Genomic DNA, 16,765 nt, shown 5'->3' with positions numbered 1-16,765 from the left:
ATGATTTCATGACGACAGTGATACGGCAGCCCGTTATTATAGGCGCGTAGCGGAAGGAAATTTTTCCGCCTGAAAACAGGGATTAACCAAGGAAGTCATCATGATTAGCGCGTTATACGTCGTGCTTGCTGCCATACTTTTGATCAAACTCTCTTTCGATGTTGTCCGCCTGCGGATGCAATACCGCATTGCCACCGGTGACGGAGGATCCTACGAATTACAAACTGCCATCCGCGTACACGGCAACGCCGTAGAATATCTGCCGATCGGCTGTTTACTGCTGCTGTTTATGGAAATGAACGGTGCCGCGATCTGGACAGTCCACGCCTGCGGTATCCTGCTGATCCTCGGCCGGTTGTTCCATTATTACGGGCTGAAAAACCGTGAATTTCTCTGGCGCCGTAACGGCATGGCCGCGACGTATATCTCACTGGTGCTGATGGTGGTAGTCAATATTATCTATTTGCCGTGGTCACAATTTCTGAACTTTGACTGACCTGCCCCGCTTTTTAGCCGCTGTTTTGCATCAACACCCGAGCGCGCAGGTATCTGCCTGCGCCAGTATCTGCTAAAATCTGCCCTCAACTTTTTTACCCACACTCTTTTTGGCCTGACTCACCGCTATGGCAAACCACGATACGCTGTTTTCTGCACCAATAGATAAGCTGGGCGACTGGACGTTCGACGAACGCGTTGCTGAAGTTTTCCCTGACATGATCCAACGCTCTGTTCCGGGCTATTCCAACATTATTTCAATGATTGGCATGCTCGCCGAGCGCTTCGTTCAGCCCGACTCTAACGTTTATGATCTGGGCTGCTCGCTGGGTGCTGCTACGCTTTCCATGCGTCGCAACATCAAGGTTCAGGGCTGCGAAATCATTGCTGTCGATAACTCCCCCGCCATGGTGGAACGCTGCCGCCGCCATATTGATGCTTTCCGCGCAGAAACGCCGGTCACCGTGATTGAATCCGATATTCTGGATATCGAGCTGAAAAATGCCTCGATGGTGGTGCTCAACTTTACGTTACAGTTCCTTGAGCCGGATGACCGTCAGCGCTTGCTGAATCAAGTCTGTCAGGGCATGCGTCCGGGTGCGGCGCTGGTGCTGTCTGAGAAATTCAGTTTTGAAGATAAAGATGTCGGCGAGTTGCTGTTCAATATGCATCACGATTTCAAACGTGCGAACGGCTACAGCGAACTCGAAATCAGCCAGAAACGCAGCATGTTGGAAAACGTCATGCTGACCGATTCCGTTGAAACGCATAAAGCCCGCCTGCATCAGGCCGGTTTCCAGCATACGGAAGTCTGGTTCCAGTGCTTTAACTTTGGCTCACTGATTGCGCTGAAAGCCGGAGCAGCAGAATGATTGATTTCGGTGATTTTTATCGCGTTATCGCCAAAGGGCCGCTGAGTCCGTGGCTTAATACCCTGCCATCGCAGCTGACCGCCTGGCAGAAAGAATCCCTGCACGGCAAATTCAAACTGTGGTTTAACTCCGTCGATCGTCTGCCGCTGTTGCAGCCCGAACGACTGGATTTGCTGCACAGCGTCAGCGCCAGTATGGAAATACCTTTGCCTGCCGGTCAGCGCGAAGGTATTGAAAACCTGCTGCGCAATATGATGCCGTGGCGCAAAGGGCCATTCTCGCTGTACGACGTTGAAATTAATACCGAATGGCGTTCAGACTGGAAATGGGATCGCGTTCTGCCGCACATCTCTTCCCTGGCTGGCCGTACCATTCTCGATGTCGGTTGCGGCAGCGGATACCACATGTGGCGCATGATCGGTGCAGGTGCGCATTTGGCGGTGGGTATCGATCCAATGCAACTGTTTCTGTGCCAGTTCGAGGCCGTGCGTAAATTGCTGGGCGGCGATCAGCGTGCGCATCTCTTGCCGCTGGGCATCGAGCAGTTACCGGAGCTGAACGCATTTGATACTGTCTTCTCGATGGGCGTTTTGTACCATCGTCGTTCGCCGCTGGATCACCTTCTGCAACTGAAAAATCAGCTGGTCAGCGATGGCGAGCTGGTGCTGGAAACCTTAGTGATTGAAGGCGACAGCGAGCAGGTGCTGGTGCCGGGTGACCGTTACGCGCAGATGGGGAATATCTATTTCATCCCTTCCGCAGCGGCGCTGAAAAACTGGCTGATCAAATGTGGATTTGTCGATGTGCGCATTGCCGATGTCAGCGTTACCACGCTTGAAGAACAACGTCGCACCGACTGGATGACCAGCGAATCTCTGGCTGAATTCCTCGATCCCAATGACCCGACCAAAACTATCGAAGGCTATCCGGCGCCGCGTCGCGCCCTGCTTATTGCCCGCAAGCCATAACATCCCCCTTCCGCCAGACAATCTCCCCGTCTGGCGGACGTTAAATCTCACACTTTATCCCCACTTTCAGCCACGCAGCCCTGTACATCGCGCCGTAAAAAGGTCTAATCTTTGTTGAGGCTATCTGTTTGTTCTGACAGAGATCGTCGTTAACGTTTTGGGAGGAAGTATGAAATTCCCTAAGGGCAGCATCGTTAAACACAGATCCGGAGATATCAAAGGTAACGTCATGAATACCTTCGAATCACAAACAGGCACCGTGTCCTATTTCGTCTCCTGGGAAGATGGCAGCAGCAGTCTGCACAAAGAAGACGAATTACACTGGGCTAATATTGACGTCGCGATCAGAATAAAAAACTTCTACGAAAAGTAGCAGTTTTACCCGCCTGTCACAGCCCTTTGTAAAGCTTCGCGTTTTGACGTTATAACATTGGATTGATTGATAGTATTTCGTGTATAAATTCGGCCAACCAATTTATCAGTACGCGATTATTTCGCGGAGAAATCAATGCGCAGAAGAATTCGTTTCCTCATGGACCGCGCCGTCATCGTTTTGGGTCTTTTTGTTATGTGTCTGGTCGTAAAAGCGGGAATGCTTGGCGTGGCGCTGCTGACCTGGGGCTGAATGAGGACCCTTCTGAAAAAGCGCCACTCAGGCGCTTTTTCATGACCACAAAACTTCATTAATCGCCTTCTTTAAATTTTGGTTCTGGTAAAACCGCAGGCGTGGAATCCTGATATTGCAGCCAGTTGCTCCAGATATCTTTAATACGTAGCTCAATAAGTTCCATTCTCCGCGACATCGACATGGCTCCTCTGATAGTTCCACCTTGATATGCGGTGTAAGTCGCCGTTGACGCTTTATCTTCAAACGCATCCCACGCCTGAGTTTCTTCCTCAAACACTTTCAGCATTTCCGCCGCATCAGGATCCGGATCCGGGTCTTTAGCCGTGGGTTCGATGCTTTTCCTTGCCGTATCAAGATACGTTTGTTTTACCCAATTCAGCTTGTCGATTTTTTCCGCATAACAGGCGTTTATATCCAGTGTTGTTTGCTGAGGGTTGCCAGCACAATCAATGGCAAACGTCTCAACACCATTATCCAGAACGCTGCTGGGTTGTTTATCAGCAGCAAATGATGAATGCGACAATCCCAGCAGCGTGAGAGTAATAAATAACTTTTTCATGTCCCTTCCGGTGGTGACAATTTGATGAAGAGACAGATTATCCGACTCATTCACACAAAAAAAGCAGATTCAGAACACAAAAAAAGCCCCGCCAAAATGACGGGGCCTGGTACTTGCGCAGGGCGACGCAATAAGGGTCGTGAGACCCGGTTAAATCATTGGGTTATTACGCCGTGCGGGATATTTCATCGTCGAACTGCAATGTGCTTTTCATTGCGGCAACAATATCGCCGTCCACGCAATAACGACTGAATTCATCAAAATCTGTGTCAGAACTCATCGTGACACCGGCTTTGCGGTAACGCATCGAAGAAGGCACCTGACGTCCTGCGGAGCTGTGTAATTCGGTCAGCCCGATATCCACAAACTTTTGCAGATTCGTCAGACGCACACCCGCGCCCGCCATAATGATTGGACCACGCGTCAGCTGGTTGAGTTCCCGAAGCATCGGTAAACCCACTTCCGCATTTTGTTGCTGGCCGGAAGTCAGAATGCGCGCCACCCCTAACTGAGTCAACTGCTCTAGTGCAATCTTCGGGTTCAGACACATATCGAACGCGCGATGGAACGTCACGGCCATATCGCCACACAGCGCCATGACTTCCCACATTCTTGGCATATCAATATGCCCTTCCGCATCCAGCATACCGACCACCAGCCCCGGAAATCCGAGATCACGAATGCAGGCGATATCACTTTTCAGCACATCAAATTCGCTCTGGCTATAGCAAAAGTCACCACCCCTCGGGCGTACAATCGGATGTACCGGGATTGTCACTTTTTCCCTCGCCAGTTTGAGGGTACCGTAACTCGGCGTAATGCCGCCATCAGCCTGACTCGCGCATAATTCGACGCGATCCGCTCCGGCCTGTTCTGCTGTCAACGCACAGTCCACGCTGTAACAACACACTTCTAATTTAGTCATGTGATCTCTCCTGATAACGGCATTATGCTACAACACTTGTCTGTAACCGGCCATGTCGCGTAGGCTTTGAGATGAGCATCCCCTCCCAATCTGCTTGCTTAGGAAAGCTAACTATGACACTCAATTTTGATTTATGGGTAGACCGCAGTCACAGTGATAGCGTTAAGTGGAATAAATACAATAATCAGGATGTCATTCCGCTTTGGGTCGCTGATACCGACTTCACTTCCCCGCCGCAAGTCATTAAAGAATTACAGCAACGCGTTGCAGAAGGCGTGTTTGGTTACGGATCCACCCCCCCGGAACTGACTGAATTAGTGGTCAGCCGTATGGCGGATCGTTACAGCTGGGCAATTCAGCCTGAGTGGATAGTCTGGCTGCCAGGACTGGTTTGCGGCCTGAACGTCGCCGTGCGCGCTAACGTGGCTCAGCACGAAACCAGCCTGATGCCGATGCCCATTTACCCGCCGTTTATGCAGGCGGCGCAGTCTGAGGGGCGTCAGTTCAACTCCATTCCCGTGAAAGAGCAGCAACAGCGCAGGGTGGCTGATTTCGCCGCTGCCGAAAGCCAGCTTGATGGCAGCGAAAAATTGCTGATGCTGTGCAACCCGTATAATCCGGGTGGAACGGTCTATAAGCGCGAAGAATTGCTGGAACAACAGGCGTTCGCCAGACGCCACAATTTAGTGGTGTGCTCTGATGAAATTCACTGCGACCTGATTCTGGAACCGGGTCTGCAACATATCCCGTTTGCGTCGCTCAATTCCGATGCAGAACAGCGCTCCATTACCCTGCTGGCGCCGTCGAAAACCTTCAATCTGGCCGGTCTGGGCGCTTCAATGGCAATCATCCCTAATCCGCAGTTGCGTAAAAAGTTTCTCGAGACCAGCGAAGGCATTGTTCCGCACGTTAATATTCTGGCCTATGTCGCTGCCACCGCCGCTTACCGTGATGGAGAAGAATGGCTGAGCGCACAACTCGACTATTTACGCGGCAACCGCGAGCTGATCACTGCCAGAATCAACGCCATGCCAGGCTTACGCATGCTGCCACCTGAGGGTACGTATCTCGGCTGGATTGATGCCAGTGCATTGCCAGTGCAGGATCCGTACCGGTTCTTTGTGGAAGCTGGCGTCGGATTTTCCGGCGGCGCTGCATTTGGTGCCCCCGGTTTTGTGCGCATCAATTTCGGATGCCAGCGGGCATTGCTTGAAAAGGCAATGGACCGTATGGAAACCGCATTACACGCGCTCGAACGTTAACCTTCAGCCTTTTCACTGGCGACGATATCGCGCAGGCTGTGCGGATGGAATTTGATGGTCACTGACCCGTCGGTAATCGCCAGCGTCGGGTTAGGCAGCCGCTCATTCTCGCCTTTGGGTGCACTTTGCTTAAGCTTAATACCTGGCGTCAGCAGCGCTTCGTCGGCTATCAATGCCAGCGCCCGCGCCGACAATTCGTCTTCAGCGCCCGGTAAAACAATCTCAATGTGCTCCCAGCCTTCATGCGGATAGCGCTTATCTCCCGGATACGGCAGCTCAACCAAATCGATGCTCAGCGGCCCGACAACCAGCGGCTCATTGAGAGTAAACAGGCAAATTGTTCTGCCGTTAATCAGCGTTTCATTGAGCAGTTGCCCGCACTTTTCCAGCCCGGAGCGCCACCGGTCCGCTGTCGTATTCTGATGACAGCGCACTGAGATGTGATCTGCATGAAACTCACCGAGACTGAGCTGTAATTTTGCGGCGAATGCCGTCAATACGCTGGCAAAACGCGGCAAATCTTCGACTAAATCCTGTAACTCAGGCACTTGATTCATGGCAGGCATCCTATCTCTTTTCAGTTTGCATATCTTCAGGGTCGGGTAATTTACACAGCCTTTCATCCGGTTGCCAGAGACGCGCCGCAGAATCACGCTTTCCTCGCCCTCCGGCGTGCGGCGATACTGACGTCGCGGGGCTAATATGATATAAACACGCATCATTTTAGGTTCGTCCGCATTGGGATGAACAGCAAACAACCACATTCCTAAATAAAGGTACTTCGGTGAATATTCAGTCACTTCTTTCAGAAAAAGTCAGCCAGGCGCTGATCGCAGCAGGCGCATCCGCCGACAGCGAAGCGCAAGTCCGTCAGTCCGCCAAAGCACAGTTCGGCGACTATCAGGCAAATGGCGTTATGTCCGTGGCAAAAAAACTCGGTATGCCACCGCGACAACTGGCAGAGAAAGTGGTTGAACTGTTAGACCTGAACGGTATCGCGAATAAAGTGGAAATCGCCGGTCCGGGATTCATTAACATTTTCCTCGATCCGGCGTTTGTTGGCGCGCACGTTGACAGCGCGCTGAACGACGAAAAGCTGGGCATCGCACCGGTTGAACCGCAAACCATCGTCATCGATTATTCCGCGCCAAACGTGGCAAAAGAAATGCACGTCGGCCATATCCGTTCCACCATCATCGGCGACGCGGCCGTACGTACCAATGAATTCCTTGGTCATAAAGTCATCCGCGCCAACCATGTCGGCGACTGGGGAACCCAGTTCGGGATGCTGATTGCGTATCTGGAAAAAGTGCAGAACGAAAATGCAGCTGAAATGAATCTGGCGGATCTGGAAGAGTTCTACCGTGCTGCCAAGAAAAACTACGACGAAGACGAAGCCTTCGCCGAACGCGCACGTGGCTACGTAGTGAAGCTGCAAGGCGGCGACGAATACTGCCTGCAAATGTGGCGCAAACTGGTCGACGTGACCATGAAGCAAAATCAGCTGACCTATAACCGCCTGAACGTGACCCTGACAGAAGATGATGTGATGGGTGAAAGCCTGTACAACAGCATGCTGCCGGGCATCGTTTCCGACCTGCAGGCCAAAGGTCTGGCAGTCGACAGTGAAGGCGCAGTTGTCGTTTATCTCGATGAATATAAAAATAAAGATGGCGACCCGATGGGTGTGATCATCCGTAAAAAAGATGGCGGTTACCTGTATACCACCACCGATATTGCCTGCGCGAAATATCGCTACGAAACACTCGGTGCCGACCGCGTGTTGTATTACATCGATTCCCGTCAGCACCAGCACCTGATGCAGGCATGGACTATCGCGCGTAAAGCCGGTTATGTGCCTGATTCCGTGACGCTGGAACACCACATGTTCGGCATGATGCTGGGTAAAGACGGCAAGCCGTTCAAAACCCGCTCAGGCGGCACGGTGAAACTGTCCGACCTGCTGGATGAAGCGATCGATCGCGCGCGTAAGCTCATCACCGAAAAAAATCCGGAAATGAAAGACGCTGCAGAACTGGAAAAGCTGGTGAATGCCGTCGGTATCGGCGCAATCAAATACGCTGACTTATCAAAAAGCCGCACCACCGATTACGTCTTCGACTGGGACAACATGCTGGCGTTCGAAGGCAACACCGCGCCGTACATGCAATATGCTTATACCCGTGTGGCTTCTATCTTCAAACGTGCGGAAATCGACGTGAACAGCCTGACCCAGCCGGTTGTGCTGAGCGAAGAGCGCGAAGCCGCGCTGGCAACCCGCCTGCTGCAATTCGAAGAAGTGCTGACCGTCGTCGCCCGCGAAGGCACGCCACACACCATGTGTGCGTATCTGTACGACGTGGCTGGCCTGTTCTCCAGCTTCTACGAGCATTGCCCTATCCTGAATGCAGAAGACGAAACCAGTCGCAACAGCCGCCTGAAACTGGCACTGCTGACCCAGCGCACGCTGAAAACCGGTCTGGATACCCTGGGTATCGAAACCGTAGAACGTATGTAATTCGCGGTTTCAGGATATTAAAAAAGGGTGCTGAGGCGCCCTTTTGTGTTTCTGAAATTCACATCATCAATCCAAACGGCGGGAAAATTCTTTTACCCGGAATCCCAGCAGGCCGAGCACTGCAAAGTACGCCACTATGCCCACGGCCACGACAGCAGCCAGACGCGCCAGACGATAAGCCATTCCGCCTACGTCCCAGGCTGGCATCAGATACATCATGCCGAGCAGTGCTGCGGCCATTGCAATCACCGCCACAAATAGTTTGATCAGAAACGTTCTCCAGCCCGGTTGCGGCTGGAAAATATCCTGCTTGCGCAGTTGCCAGTACAGCAGCGAAGCATTCAGACAAGCCGCCAGACCAATCGAAAGGGAAAGCCCCGCGTGTTTTAGCGGCCCGATAAAGGCCAGGTTCATCACCTGCGTCATCAGTAACGTGATGATGGCGATTTTCACCGGCGTTTTGATGTCCTGACGGGAATAGAAGCCCGGAGCCAGCACTTTCACGACGATTAACCCCATCAGCCCGACGGAATAGGCGACCAGCGCACGTTGCGTCATGGAGGCATCAAACGCACTGAATTTACCGTACTGGAATAATGCGACCGTCAGCGGTTTCGCCAGAATCCCCAGCGCGACAGAACTTGGCAGCGCCAGCAGGAAACACAGACGCAGTCCCCAGTCCATCAGGCGGTTATATTCGCCGTGATTACCGCTGGAGAAACTGCGTGCCAGTGACGGCAGCAGGATAGTACCCAGCGCCACGCCCAGCACACCGGAAGGAAACTCCATCAGGCGGTCAGCGTAATACATCCACGAAACAGAACCGGACACCAGAAACGAGGCGAAAATCGTGTTGATGATCAGGGAAATCTGGCTGACGGAGACACCCAAAATAGCCGGCCCCATCTGGCGCATCACACGCCATACACCGGCATCTTTCAGGTTAAGGCGTGGCAGCACCAGCATGCCTATTTTCTTCAGATGCGGCAGCTGATAACCGAGTTGCAGCACACCACCGGCGACTACCGCCCAGGCCAGTGCCAGCACCGGCGGATGGAAATACGGGGCCGCAAACAGCGCAAAACCGATCATGCTGACGTTCAGGAAGGTCGGCGCAAACGCCGGTATCGAGAAACGGTTCCAGGTATTGAGTATCGCCCCGACCAGGGATGCCAGTGAAATCAGCAAGATATACGGGAAGGTGATCCGCAGCAGAGAACTGGTGAGCGCAAATTTGTCCGGTGAATCGACAAAACCCGGCGCGGTAATATAAATCACCCACGGTGCGGCAATCATGCCGATCACGGTAACAATCGCCAGAACCAGCGTCAGTAAGCCGGAAACGTAAGCAATAAAGGTGCGGGTGGCTTCCTCACCCTGTTGCGCTTTGTACTCAGCCAGAATAGGCACGAAAGCCTGAGAGAATGCGCCTTCGGCAAAAATGCGGCGCAACAGATTGGGGAGTTTAAACGCCACAAAAAAGGCGTCGGTGACCATTCCGGCGCCAAACACGCGTGCCACAATCGCATCGCGGGCAAAACCTAATACACGTGAAAACATCGTCATGGAGCTGACGGCTGCCAAAGATTTAAGTAGATTCATGTCACTTTTCTTGTTTACCGGTTAGCTGATAAATGAGTCAGTTAAACAACCACGCCTGCATCAGCAGGCGTGAAAGATGAACCGGCATGGCTCAAAGATGCGCTTAGTCTACGCATCCGCCATGCAATAGCCACCGGCAGTTGTTTTATGTTGTTATTGATTGTTAACCGCACCATCCCGCGCGGCATGTCTGTTGCGGATTGATGTTAAGAATTCAGAATTCTCTCGATCATCGCCTGCGCATAAATTGCCTGCTCACCGCTGGTTTCCGGCGCGGTCTGGTTACTCACGCAATCGACAAAGTGTTCAATCGCCCCGACAAAACCGCGCTGCGCCAGCGTGCTTTGCCAGCCTGGTACAGGCAGTTGCGTCAGAATATCCTGCTGCTCTTCACGCCAGATTTGCATATTGTCCAGCTGATACACCGCGCCTTCAGTCACTGCCTGAACGCTTTCACGCGAGGTTCCTGCACGGCGATGCATGGATGTCGTCACCAGTGTTTCGCCACACAGGAAATGGTGTTCGCCATAGAGCATCTGGTCTGCTTCGTTAATCTGAACCAGACCGCTTTCCAGCGTGGCTTTGCCGCCCGCCAGCCACAGCGCGGTATCGACCACGTGCAGATAATCGTCCAGCAAAGTGAAACGCAGACTGTTTGGCCCGACGCTGTTGGTGCGGTGTTTATCCATGCGCAGCGAAGCCGCATCCTGCATATTCTCTTTCAGCTGCCGGTATAACGGTGCGAAGCGGCGGTTAAATCCGACCATCAGCGCTTTGCCGGCCTTGTGCGCCTGTTCTACCAGCTGTTCTGCCTGATCAAGCTCTGCCGCCAGCGGTTTATCCACATAGACGTGTACGCCCTGCGCCAGCAATTGCCCGACCACCTCGAAATGGCTGGCGGTGCTGCTGTGAACGAAAACCGCATCACACTGACTGGCCAGTTCATCAATACGTGAAAAACAGGCCATGCGGTAAGAGTCACAAACCGCCTGCGCTTTTTGCTGATTCGGGGAAAACCCGCCCACCAGCGTCCAGTTTTGCGCATGACTCAGCACGGGCAGGTAGGCCTTTTGCGCAATTCCGCCCAGCCCGATAACCCCAATACGTAATTTACTCACAATCCGCTCCTTTTAATCGGCCAGATGTTGCAGAAGATTTTCCAGACGTTGTTTCAGCTCAGCGACTTCCGCTTCCAGCGTTTCCACGCGCGCCGCCAGACCGGCACTTTCCGGCGCGGCACTGAACAACGGTTCTTCAGCGGCACTGGCCACATTGCTGACTTCACCGCTGAACAGATGCATATAGCGGCTTTCGCGTTTGCCCGGCTCGCGGGCGAGACGCACGCAGAACGGGCCGTCTTCACGGTTCGTCAGCTCAGTCAGCGTTTGTTCCACTTCGGCAACGTCAGAGAAATCATGCAGACGGTTAGTGCGGGTGCGTAATTCACCCGGCGTCTGTGCGCCACGCAGCAACAGCGTGGTGACCACCGCCACTTCCTGCGGGGAAAATTTAAGATTACCAAATTCGGAATTACAGAAACGGTGCTCATATTTCATGGTCCGCGAACCGCTCAGGGTGCGGATGAAGTGTTTGCGCAGCAGTAAATCCAGCGTTTGCTGCACCTCGCTTTCGCTCAGTTCCATCACCGGCTCGCGGTTGGTTTTCTGATTGCAGGCCGTGGTCAGGCCGTTGAGGGTCATCGGATATTGTTCTGGCGTGGTGAGCTGTTTTTCAAGCATACAGCCCACGACACGGGCCTCCCGGGCGCTGAGTTCGTGTTTCATACTGCTCTCCTTATCGGGACGGGGGTGTCCATTCTTGCCAGGTTAACGCCGTCAGTACGTGATCCTGCCATTTGCCGTCGATCAGCAAATAGTCTTTCGCGTAGCCTTCACGTTCAAACCCGAGACGCTCAAGCAACTGACCACTGCGTTTATTGTGTGGCATGTAATTCGCCATGATGCGGTGCATCTTTTGCTGGCGTTGCATATAGCGGATGAGGGTTTGCAACGCTTCCTGCATCAGGCCTTTGCCCTGCCATTCCTGACCGAGCGAATACCCAAGGAAGCAGGCGTGGAAAGAGCCACGCAGCACGTTGCTAAAATTCGCCACGCCCATTACCCGGTTTTCATCGGGGTCGAGCAGAATAAAGTAATACGCACTGCCCTGTTTTTGCATCTCGGTAATCAGGCCGAGACGCGCCTGCCATCCGGAGGGATAACAATGGCTTTCATCCCTGACCGGTTCCCAGGGTTTCAGAAACGCACGATTCTCGGCGTAGTACTCAGCCAGCCGGTGCGCATCACGGTCATGAACCAGGCGCAGAACCATCCGGTCAGTGGTAAGCCGCACCTTTGGCACGGCAGATTTGTAGCCAAACATCCCTTCCCTCCACATCCCGCATGGGTCGATAAATAGAATTTATAGGAAACGACAGATCATCGCTAATTCTGCCAGTCAGAACGCGGCTTGACGATAAAAAAATATTATCAATAGCGCCCTATCTAAATGCCAGTTTCCGGTTCAGACTGGAAGCGTCTTTTCTCCCTTACGTATCTGCCGGACAGGATACAAATAATCGCTCATGGTGAAGCATGTCTCTGGTATCACAAGCTCGGAGCTTGGGTAAGTATTTTCTGTTATTAGACAACGCGCTGGTTATTTTAGGCTTTTTCGTCGTTTTTCCGTTGATCTCAATCCGATTTGTTGATCAACTTGGCTGGGCGGCGATGGTTGTGGGTCTGGCGCTGGGTGTACGCCAGCTTACGCAACAGGGATTAGGCATTTTTGGCGGAGCGATCGCTGACCGGTTTGGCGCAAAACCGATGATTATCACCGGCATGTTATTACGTGCTGCCGGCTTTGCCACCATGGCGATGGCCGATGAAGCCTGGATTTTAGTCAGCTCGTGTATCCTCTCCGGCCTCGGCGGCACCTTATTTGATCCACCGCGTACTGCGCTGGTCATCAAACTGACCCGTCCGCATGAGCGCAGCCGCTTCTTCTCCCTGATGATGATGCAGGACAGCGCCGGTGCCGTTATTGGCGCACTGATTGGCAGTTGGCTGTTGCAATACGATTTTCACTATGTCTGCTGGGCGGGTGCCGCTATTTTTTGTCTGGCCGCAGCCTGTAATGCCTGGCTGTTACCCGCCTACCGTATTTCCACTATGCGAACACCGATGCGCGAAGGCATGATGCGCGTACTCCGCGACCGTCGTTTTCTGACGTATGTCCTGACGCTCACCGGCTATTACATGCTGACCGTACAGGTCATGCTGATGCTGCCTATCGCGGTCAATGATGTCGCAGGTAGTCCGTCGGCAGTGAAATGGATGTATGCCATCGAAGCCGTACTGTCTTTAACGTTTTTATATCCGATTGCCCGCTGGAGCGAAAAACGGTTCCGCCTCGAGCAGCGTCTGATGTTTGGATTGCTGGTCATGACGCTCAGCCTGTTGCCGGTCGGACTGGTCACTTCGATCAACCCGCTATTACTGCTGATTGGCTTTTTCTATATCGGCTCAATTATTGCCGAACCGGCGCGTGAAACGCTCAGTGCATCACTGGCGGACGCCCGTGCCCGCGGCAGTTACATGGGCTTCAGCCGTCTCGGACTGGCACTGGGGGGCGTGATTGGTTACACCGGCGGTGGCTGGATGTACGACACCGGCCGGGCGCTGCAACTGCCTCAGTTACCGTGGTTTCTGCTCGCCGTCGTCGGTTTTATCACCCTTACCGGCCTGTACTGGCAATTCAATCTGCGCCGCATCGAACCGGCCATGCTCAGCGGCGGCTGATCTTCATTCAATCCTCTGATGTAAACCGCGTTTTTAGGAACGCGGTTTGATCTCCACCCCTAAATTACCCATACTGAATCTTATAGTTAGATAAAATCCGAACCTACATCCGGCAGTTTTCATGCACCCTACAGGTCACCGCCGGCGATAACAGGAGCCACGAACTATGAGACTTTACGTTTACGAACATTGCCCTTTCTGTGTGAAAGCACGCATGATCTTCGGTCTGAAGAACATCCCGGTTGAGATCAAAGTACTGCTCAATGACGACGAAAAAACGCCGGTTTCGATGGTGGGCAAAAAGATGGTCCCTATCCTGCAAAAAGCCGATGGCGGCTTCATGCCTGAAAGCATGGATATCGTGCATTACATTGATAAAAGTGACGGTAAGCCGCTGCTGACCGGTCCGCTGAATGCGTCGATTGCCACCTGGCTGCGTCATGTTTCTGAATACACCGGACGTTTGCTGCTGCCGCGCTTTGCGGCCGCACCGCTGGAAGAATTCTCCACACCGGAAGCGCGTAAATACTTCTCTGATAAAAAACAGGCCGCCAGCGGCAGTTTCGCGGAACACCTGCAGCATTCCGAAGGTCTGGTGAAGAAAATCAGTCAGGATTTGCGCGCGCTCGACAAGCTGATCGTTGAGCCGAACGCGGTGAACGGCGAGCTGTCCGAAGATGATATTAATCTGTGGCCTTTGCTGCGTTCGCTGTCGATTGTACAAGGCATTGACTGGCCTTCGCGTGTACAGGCTTATCGCGACAATATGGCGAAGCAGACGCAGGTAAACCTCTTTACTCGTCTCGCGAGCTAAGCCCGTCATACTTCCCGTTGCAGATGCGTTGGCGGCGCCCGGTCACCCGAATCACTGACTTTAGTCGGCTCATCGGGACTCCTTCGTTTACCGCCTTCCTGCAACGGGAATTATTAGGGCTTATTTTTCTATTTCCCTTTTCTTCCCTTCCTCCGGCACTTAGGCTAATCAGCGTTGTCTGATTGGAGCCTGTCCGCTTAGCGGTCATGCTGACAAACTAGCATTTACGTAATGAGGGAAGAATGACAAAGCGATTTCTGGGTGCCGCAATTCTGATGTGCGCCAGTTTACTGAGCGGTTGTAATCAGCTGACGCAATACACAATCAGCGAGCAACAGGTCAACGATTACCTGCAGAAAAACAACAACTTCGAGAAGCAACTCGGCGTTCCGGGGTTAGTTGATGCAAAACTGGTTCTGTCCAATCTCAGCAGCCAGATTGGCCGCGCAGAACCGGGCGTCGTAACCCTGACCGGCGATGCGCATGTTGATATCTCTTCATTGTTCGGCCCGCAAAAAGCCGATATGCACCTTACACTGAAAGCGCATCCGACGTATGACCATGAGAAAGGTGCCATTTTCCTGCGTGATATGCAGGTGGTGGATTACACCATCAAGCCGGAAAAAATGGATAATGTGATGAAAGGCCTGATGCCTTATCTGAACAATTCGCTGAACACCTATTTCAACCAGCGTCCGGCTTACGTGCTCAATGGCGATCACAGCAAAGGCGAGGCGATGGCTAAGAAACTGGCGAAAGGCATAGAAGTGAAACCGGGCGAACTGGTTATTCCGTTCACCGACTAACGTTAACTGTCTGCGATATAAACCTGTAATGAAAAAGCCCGGCGTGATTGCTCACCGCCGGGCTTTTTTACGTTCTGTCATCAGGATTACTGGTCGTCTTCTTCAGCGTCATCCAACTCTGGCGGCAGCTGTTCTTCGAGTTCGTCGCGCATGGCCTGCAAGGCTTCACGGCAGATTTCAGACAGCGTGCGGTAGAAACCGCTGGTGGCGTGAGCTTCGACTTTACCGAGGAATTTACCACACCACGGGAACAGGAATTCATCAAACAGCGTGATTTGCGCGCCGACTTCGTCTTCCTGCGACTGGTCTTCCAGCCAGGAAGCCGCCAGCAACATGCCGCCAAAATGGTCAGCAGGGGTTTCACCCAAAGGCATACCGCGCTGTTGCAGGAATGTGCGCACATCCATCTCATTTGCGCCGTCAACATAATCACTGCGCAATGGCGAAACTGCGCATTCTGAGCCGACAAACAGACGGTTAAATTCGGCAGCCAGCGCTTCCGGATTCGCGCTTTCCTGCAAACGAACCAGCAATGCATCCTGTTCCAGCGGCCAGTGTTCGCGCAGCTTGCCGTCCTGAATCAGACCAAACAGCGGAACCAGCAGCGGATCCTGCGGCTGGCGGTAAAACAAGGTGCCCAGCACGCGGCAGACAATCGAAAATTCATTCATAACAGTAACCTGATCAGACAATTAAAAAGGGTTAATCACCCGCAATTTGGTCGCGACAATGTCACAGTTCGCTTAATTCGGCAATGGGCGCGCGGCCACGTGCCTCGAGAAAATCGAGGAAACGGCGCGGGCTGACGTTCAGAATACGATCTTCCGGGAAATCAATTTCTCGCAGGATACGTTCGCAGTGCTCAAAGCCACCCAGCGAATAGGCGATATGCGAATCAGATCCCAGCGCCAGCCAGCCACCGGCTTCTTTGACTGCCAGCGCAATGGCGCGGCAATTGGCCTCGCTGCCCACGCGTGAATGAATAAACGAGGAGTTATTCAGCTCAAGCGCCACGTTATATTGGGCGGCAGCTGCCGCTACGGCCGGAATATCAATCGGGTATTTCGGGTTGCCGGGGTGAGAAATAATATGCACTTCACCGCCCGCCATCGCCGCAATTACCGCGGCAGTATGGGTTTGTTTATCAACCGGTGGCATGACCGGCTCATGGAAACCGGCAATAATTACGTCGATTTCTTTCAGCATCGGACCGGTACAATCGATATCACCATGAATGTTTTTGATGTTCGATTCAATGCCGCGCAGGATGCCAATTCCGTTCACCAGACGCGGCCAGACCCGCATATTCATAAAGTGCCAGTAATGCGGCGCATCGGCCATATCAGGGCCATGATCGGTGATGGCGAACAGCTTGATGCCCTTTTCTGCTGCTTCATCAATGTAATCATGTAACGTGCTGTAGGCGTGCGTGCTGGCAACGGTATGCATATGTAAATCAACCGGGTACGGCATGGTATCTCCTTGAAGTATTCTGCCACGGCGAAATAACCGCAGC

General features: G+C 52.9%; 18 protein-coding genes. 9 read left to right on the top strand and 9 right to left on the bottom strand.

Annotation, left to right across the window (positions count from 1 at the left end):
* Positions 1–100 precede the first annotated feature (100 nt).
* The 4 genes from D6C13_RS14750 (at position 101) to D6C13_RS14735 (ending at position 2,708) form a co-directional block, all read left to right on the top strand.
* Complete coding sequence (locus D6C13_RS14750; protein ID WP_120133483.1) at positions 101–496, top strand: MAPEG family protein; 396 nt, start codon at positions 101–103, stop codon at positions 494–496.
* A gap of 127 nt (positions 497–623) precedes the next feature.
* The gene (gene cmoA / locus D6C13_RS14745; protein WP_120133482.1) at positions 624–1,367 is read left to right on the top strand and encodes a carboxy-S-adenosyl-L-methionine synthase CmoA; all 744 of its coding nucleotides are present in this window, start codon (positions 624–626) and stop codon (positions 1,365–1,367) included.
* Positions 1,364–2,335: a tRNA 5-methoxyuridine(34)/uridine 5-oxyacetic acid(34) synthase CmoB gene (cmoB, locus tag D6C13_RS14740; RefSeq protein ID WP_120133481.1), complete on the top strand. Its 972-nt coding sequence runs from the start codon at positions 1,364–1,366 to the stop codon at positions 2,333–2,335. The genes cmoA and cmoB overlap by 4 nt, the downstream gene beginning before the upstream one ends.
* Positions 2,336–2,504: 169 nt before the next feature.
* A complete protein-coding gene (locus D6C13_RS14735; protein WP_120133480.1) occupies positions 2,505–2,708 on the top strand; it encodes a hypothetical protein in 204 nt (67 codons plus the stop codon).
* A gap of 310 nt (positions 2,709–3,018) precedes the next feature.
* On the opposite strand, the gene D6C13_RS14730 is transcribed toward D6C13_RS14735, so the two are convergent.
* Together D6C13_RS14730 and cutC are read right to left on the bottom strand one after the other, a co-directional pair.
* The gene (locus D6C13_RS14730; protein ID WP_120133479.1) at positions 3,019–3,522 is read right to left on the bottom strand and encodes a lysozyme inhibitor LprI family protein; all 504 of its coding nucleotides are present in this window, start codon (positions 3,520–3,522) and stop codon (positions 3,019–3,021) included.
* Positions 3,523–3,688: 166 nt separating this feature from the next.
* A complete protein-coding gene (cutC, locus tag D6C13_RS14725) occupies positions 3,689–4,447 on the bottom strand; it encodes a copper homeostasis protein CutC (RefSeq protein ID WP_120133478.1) in 759 nt (252 codons plus the stop codon).
* A 113-nt stretch (positions 4,448–4,560) separates the two neighbouring features.
* Between cutC and D6C13_RS14720 the strand changes: the two genes are divergently transcribed.
* Positions 4,561–5,709 carry a MalY/PatB family protein gene (locus D6C13_RS14720; RefSeq protein ID WP_120133477.1) on the top strand — a complete coding sequence of 383 codons (1,149 nt, stop codon included), beginning with the start codon at positions 4,561–4,563 and terminating at the stop codon, positions 5,707–5,709.
* Here D6C13_RS14720 and D6C13_RS14715 read toward each other — a convergent pair.
* On the bottom strand, positions 5,706–6,275 hold the full coding sequence (locus D6C13_RS14715; protein WP_167458032.1) for a VOC family protein: 570 nt from the start codon (positions 6,273–6,275) through the stop codon (positions 5,706–5,708). The two genes, D6C13_RS14720 and D6C13_RS14715, sit on opposite strands and share 4 nt — an antisense overlap.
* A gap of 218 nt (positions 6,276–6,493) precedes the next feature.
* Between D6C13_RS14715 and argS the strand changes: the two genes are divergently transcribed.
* Entirely contained in the window at positions 6,494–8,227 is a 1,734-nt protein-coding gene (argS, locus tag D6C13_RS14710; RefSeq protein ID WP_120133476.1) for an arginine--tRNA ligase, read from the top strand.
* Between the two features lie 66 nt (positions 8,228–8,293).
* Here argS and murJ read toward each other — a convergent pair whose 3' ends face one another.
* From murJ to rimJ, 4 genes are all read right to left on the bottom strand, one after another.
* Positions 8,294–9,829 carry a murein biosynthesis integral membrane protein MurJ gene (gene murJ / locus D6C13_RS14705; protein ID WP_120133475.1) on the bottom strand — a complete coding sequence of 512 codons (1,536 nt, stop codon included), beginning with the start codon at positions 9,827–9,829 and terminating at the stop codon, positions 8,294–8,296.
* 206 nt (positions 9,830–10,035) lie between these two features.
* A complete protein-coding gene (locus D6C13_RS14700; protein WP_120133474.1) occupies positions 10,036–10,947 on the bottom strand; it encodes a Gfo/Idh/MocA family protein in 912 nt (303 codons plus the stop codon).
* Between the two features lie 12 nt (positions 10,948–10,959).
* Positions 10,960–11,613, bottom strand: coding sequence for a YceH family protein (locus D6C13_RS14695; protein WP_120133473.1), 654 nt, complete (start codon positions 11,611–11,613; stop codon positions 10,960–10,962).
* Between the two features lie 10 nt (positions 11,614–11,623).
* Positions 11,624–12,211 carry a ribosomal protein S5-alanine N-acetyltransferase gene (gene rimJ, locus D6C13_RS14690; RefSeq protein WP_013575017.1) on the bottom strand — a complete coding sequence of 196 codons (588 nt, stop codon included), beginning with the start codon at positions 12,209–12,211 and terminating at the stop codon, positions 11,624–11,626.
* 212 nt (positions 12,212–12,423) lie between these two features.
* Here rimJ and mdtH point away from each other — a divergent pair, with 212 nt between their 5' ends.
* From mdtH to D6C13_RS14675, 3 genes are all read left to right on the top strand, one after another.
* Positions 12,424–13,629, top strand: a complete 1,206-nt coding sequence (mdtH, locus tag D6C13_RS14685; RefSeq protein WP_120133472.1) for a multidrug efflux MFS transporter MdtH — start codon at positions 12,424–12,426, stop codon at positions 13,627–13,629.
* Positions 13,630–13,795: 166 nt separating this feature from the next.
* Positions 13,796–14,443 (top strand): glutaredoxin 2, encoded by a 648-nt coding sequence (grxB, locus tag D6C13_RS14680; protein WP_120133471.1) that lies wholly within the window; start codon positions 13,796–13,798, stop codon positions 14,441–14,443.
* A 242-nt stretch (positions 14,444–14,685) separates the two neighbouring features.
* Positions 14,686–15,249, top strand: a complete 564-nt coding sequence (locus tag D6C13_RS14675; protein WP_120133470.1) for a lipoprotein — start codon at positions 14,686–14,688, stop codon at positions 15,247–15,249.
* Between the two features lie 86 nt (positions 15,250–15,335).
* On the opposite strand, the gene D6C13_RS14670 is transcribed toward D6C13_RS14675, so the two are convergent.
* Together D6C13_RS14670 and D6C13_RS14665 are read right to left on the bottom strand one after the other, a co-directional pair.
* Positions 15,336–15,920, bottom strand: a complete 585-nt coding sequence (locus D6C13_RS14670) for a TorD/DmsD family molecular chaperone (protein ID WP_120133469.1) — start codon at positions 15,918–15,920, stop codon at positions 15,336–15,338.
* A gap of 61 nt (positions 15,921–15,981) precedes the next feature.
* Positions 15,982–16,722 (bottom strand): phosphatase, encoded by a 741-nt coding sequence (locus tag D6C13_RS14665; RefSeq protein ID WP_120133468.1) that lies wholly within the window; start codon positions 16,720–16,722, stop codon positions 15,982–15,984.
* Between the last annotated feature and the right edge of the window lie 43 nt (positions 16,723–16,765).

The organism is Rahnella woolbedingensis (genome assembly GCF_003602095.1).
In the GTDB taxonomy this organism is placed as follows: Bacteria; Pseudomonadota; Gammaproteobacteria; order Enterobacterales; family Enterobacteriaceae; genus Rahnella; species Rahnella woolbedingensis.
The sequence above is the reverse complement of the archived record's forward strand: the minus strand, read 5'-3'. Positions and strand labels throughout refer to the sequence as shown.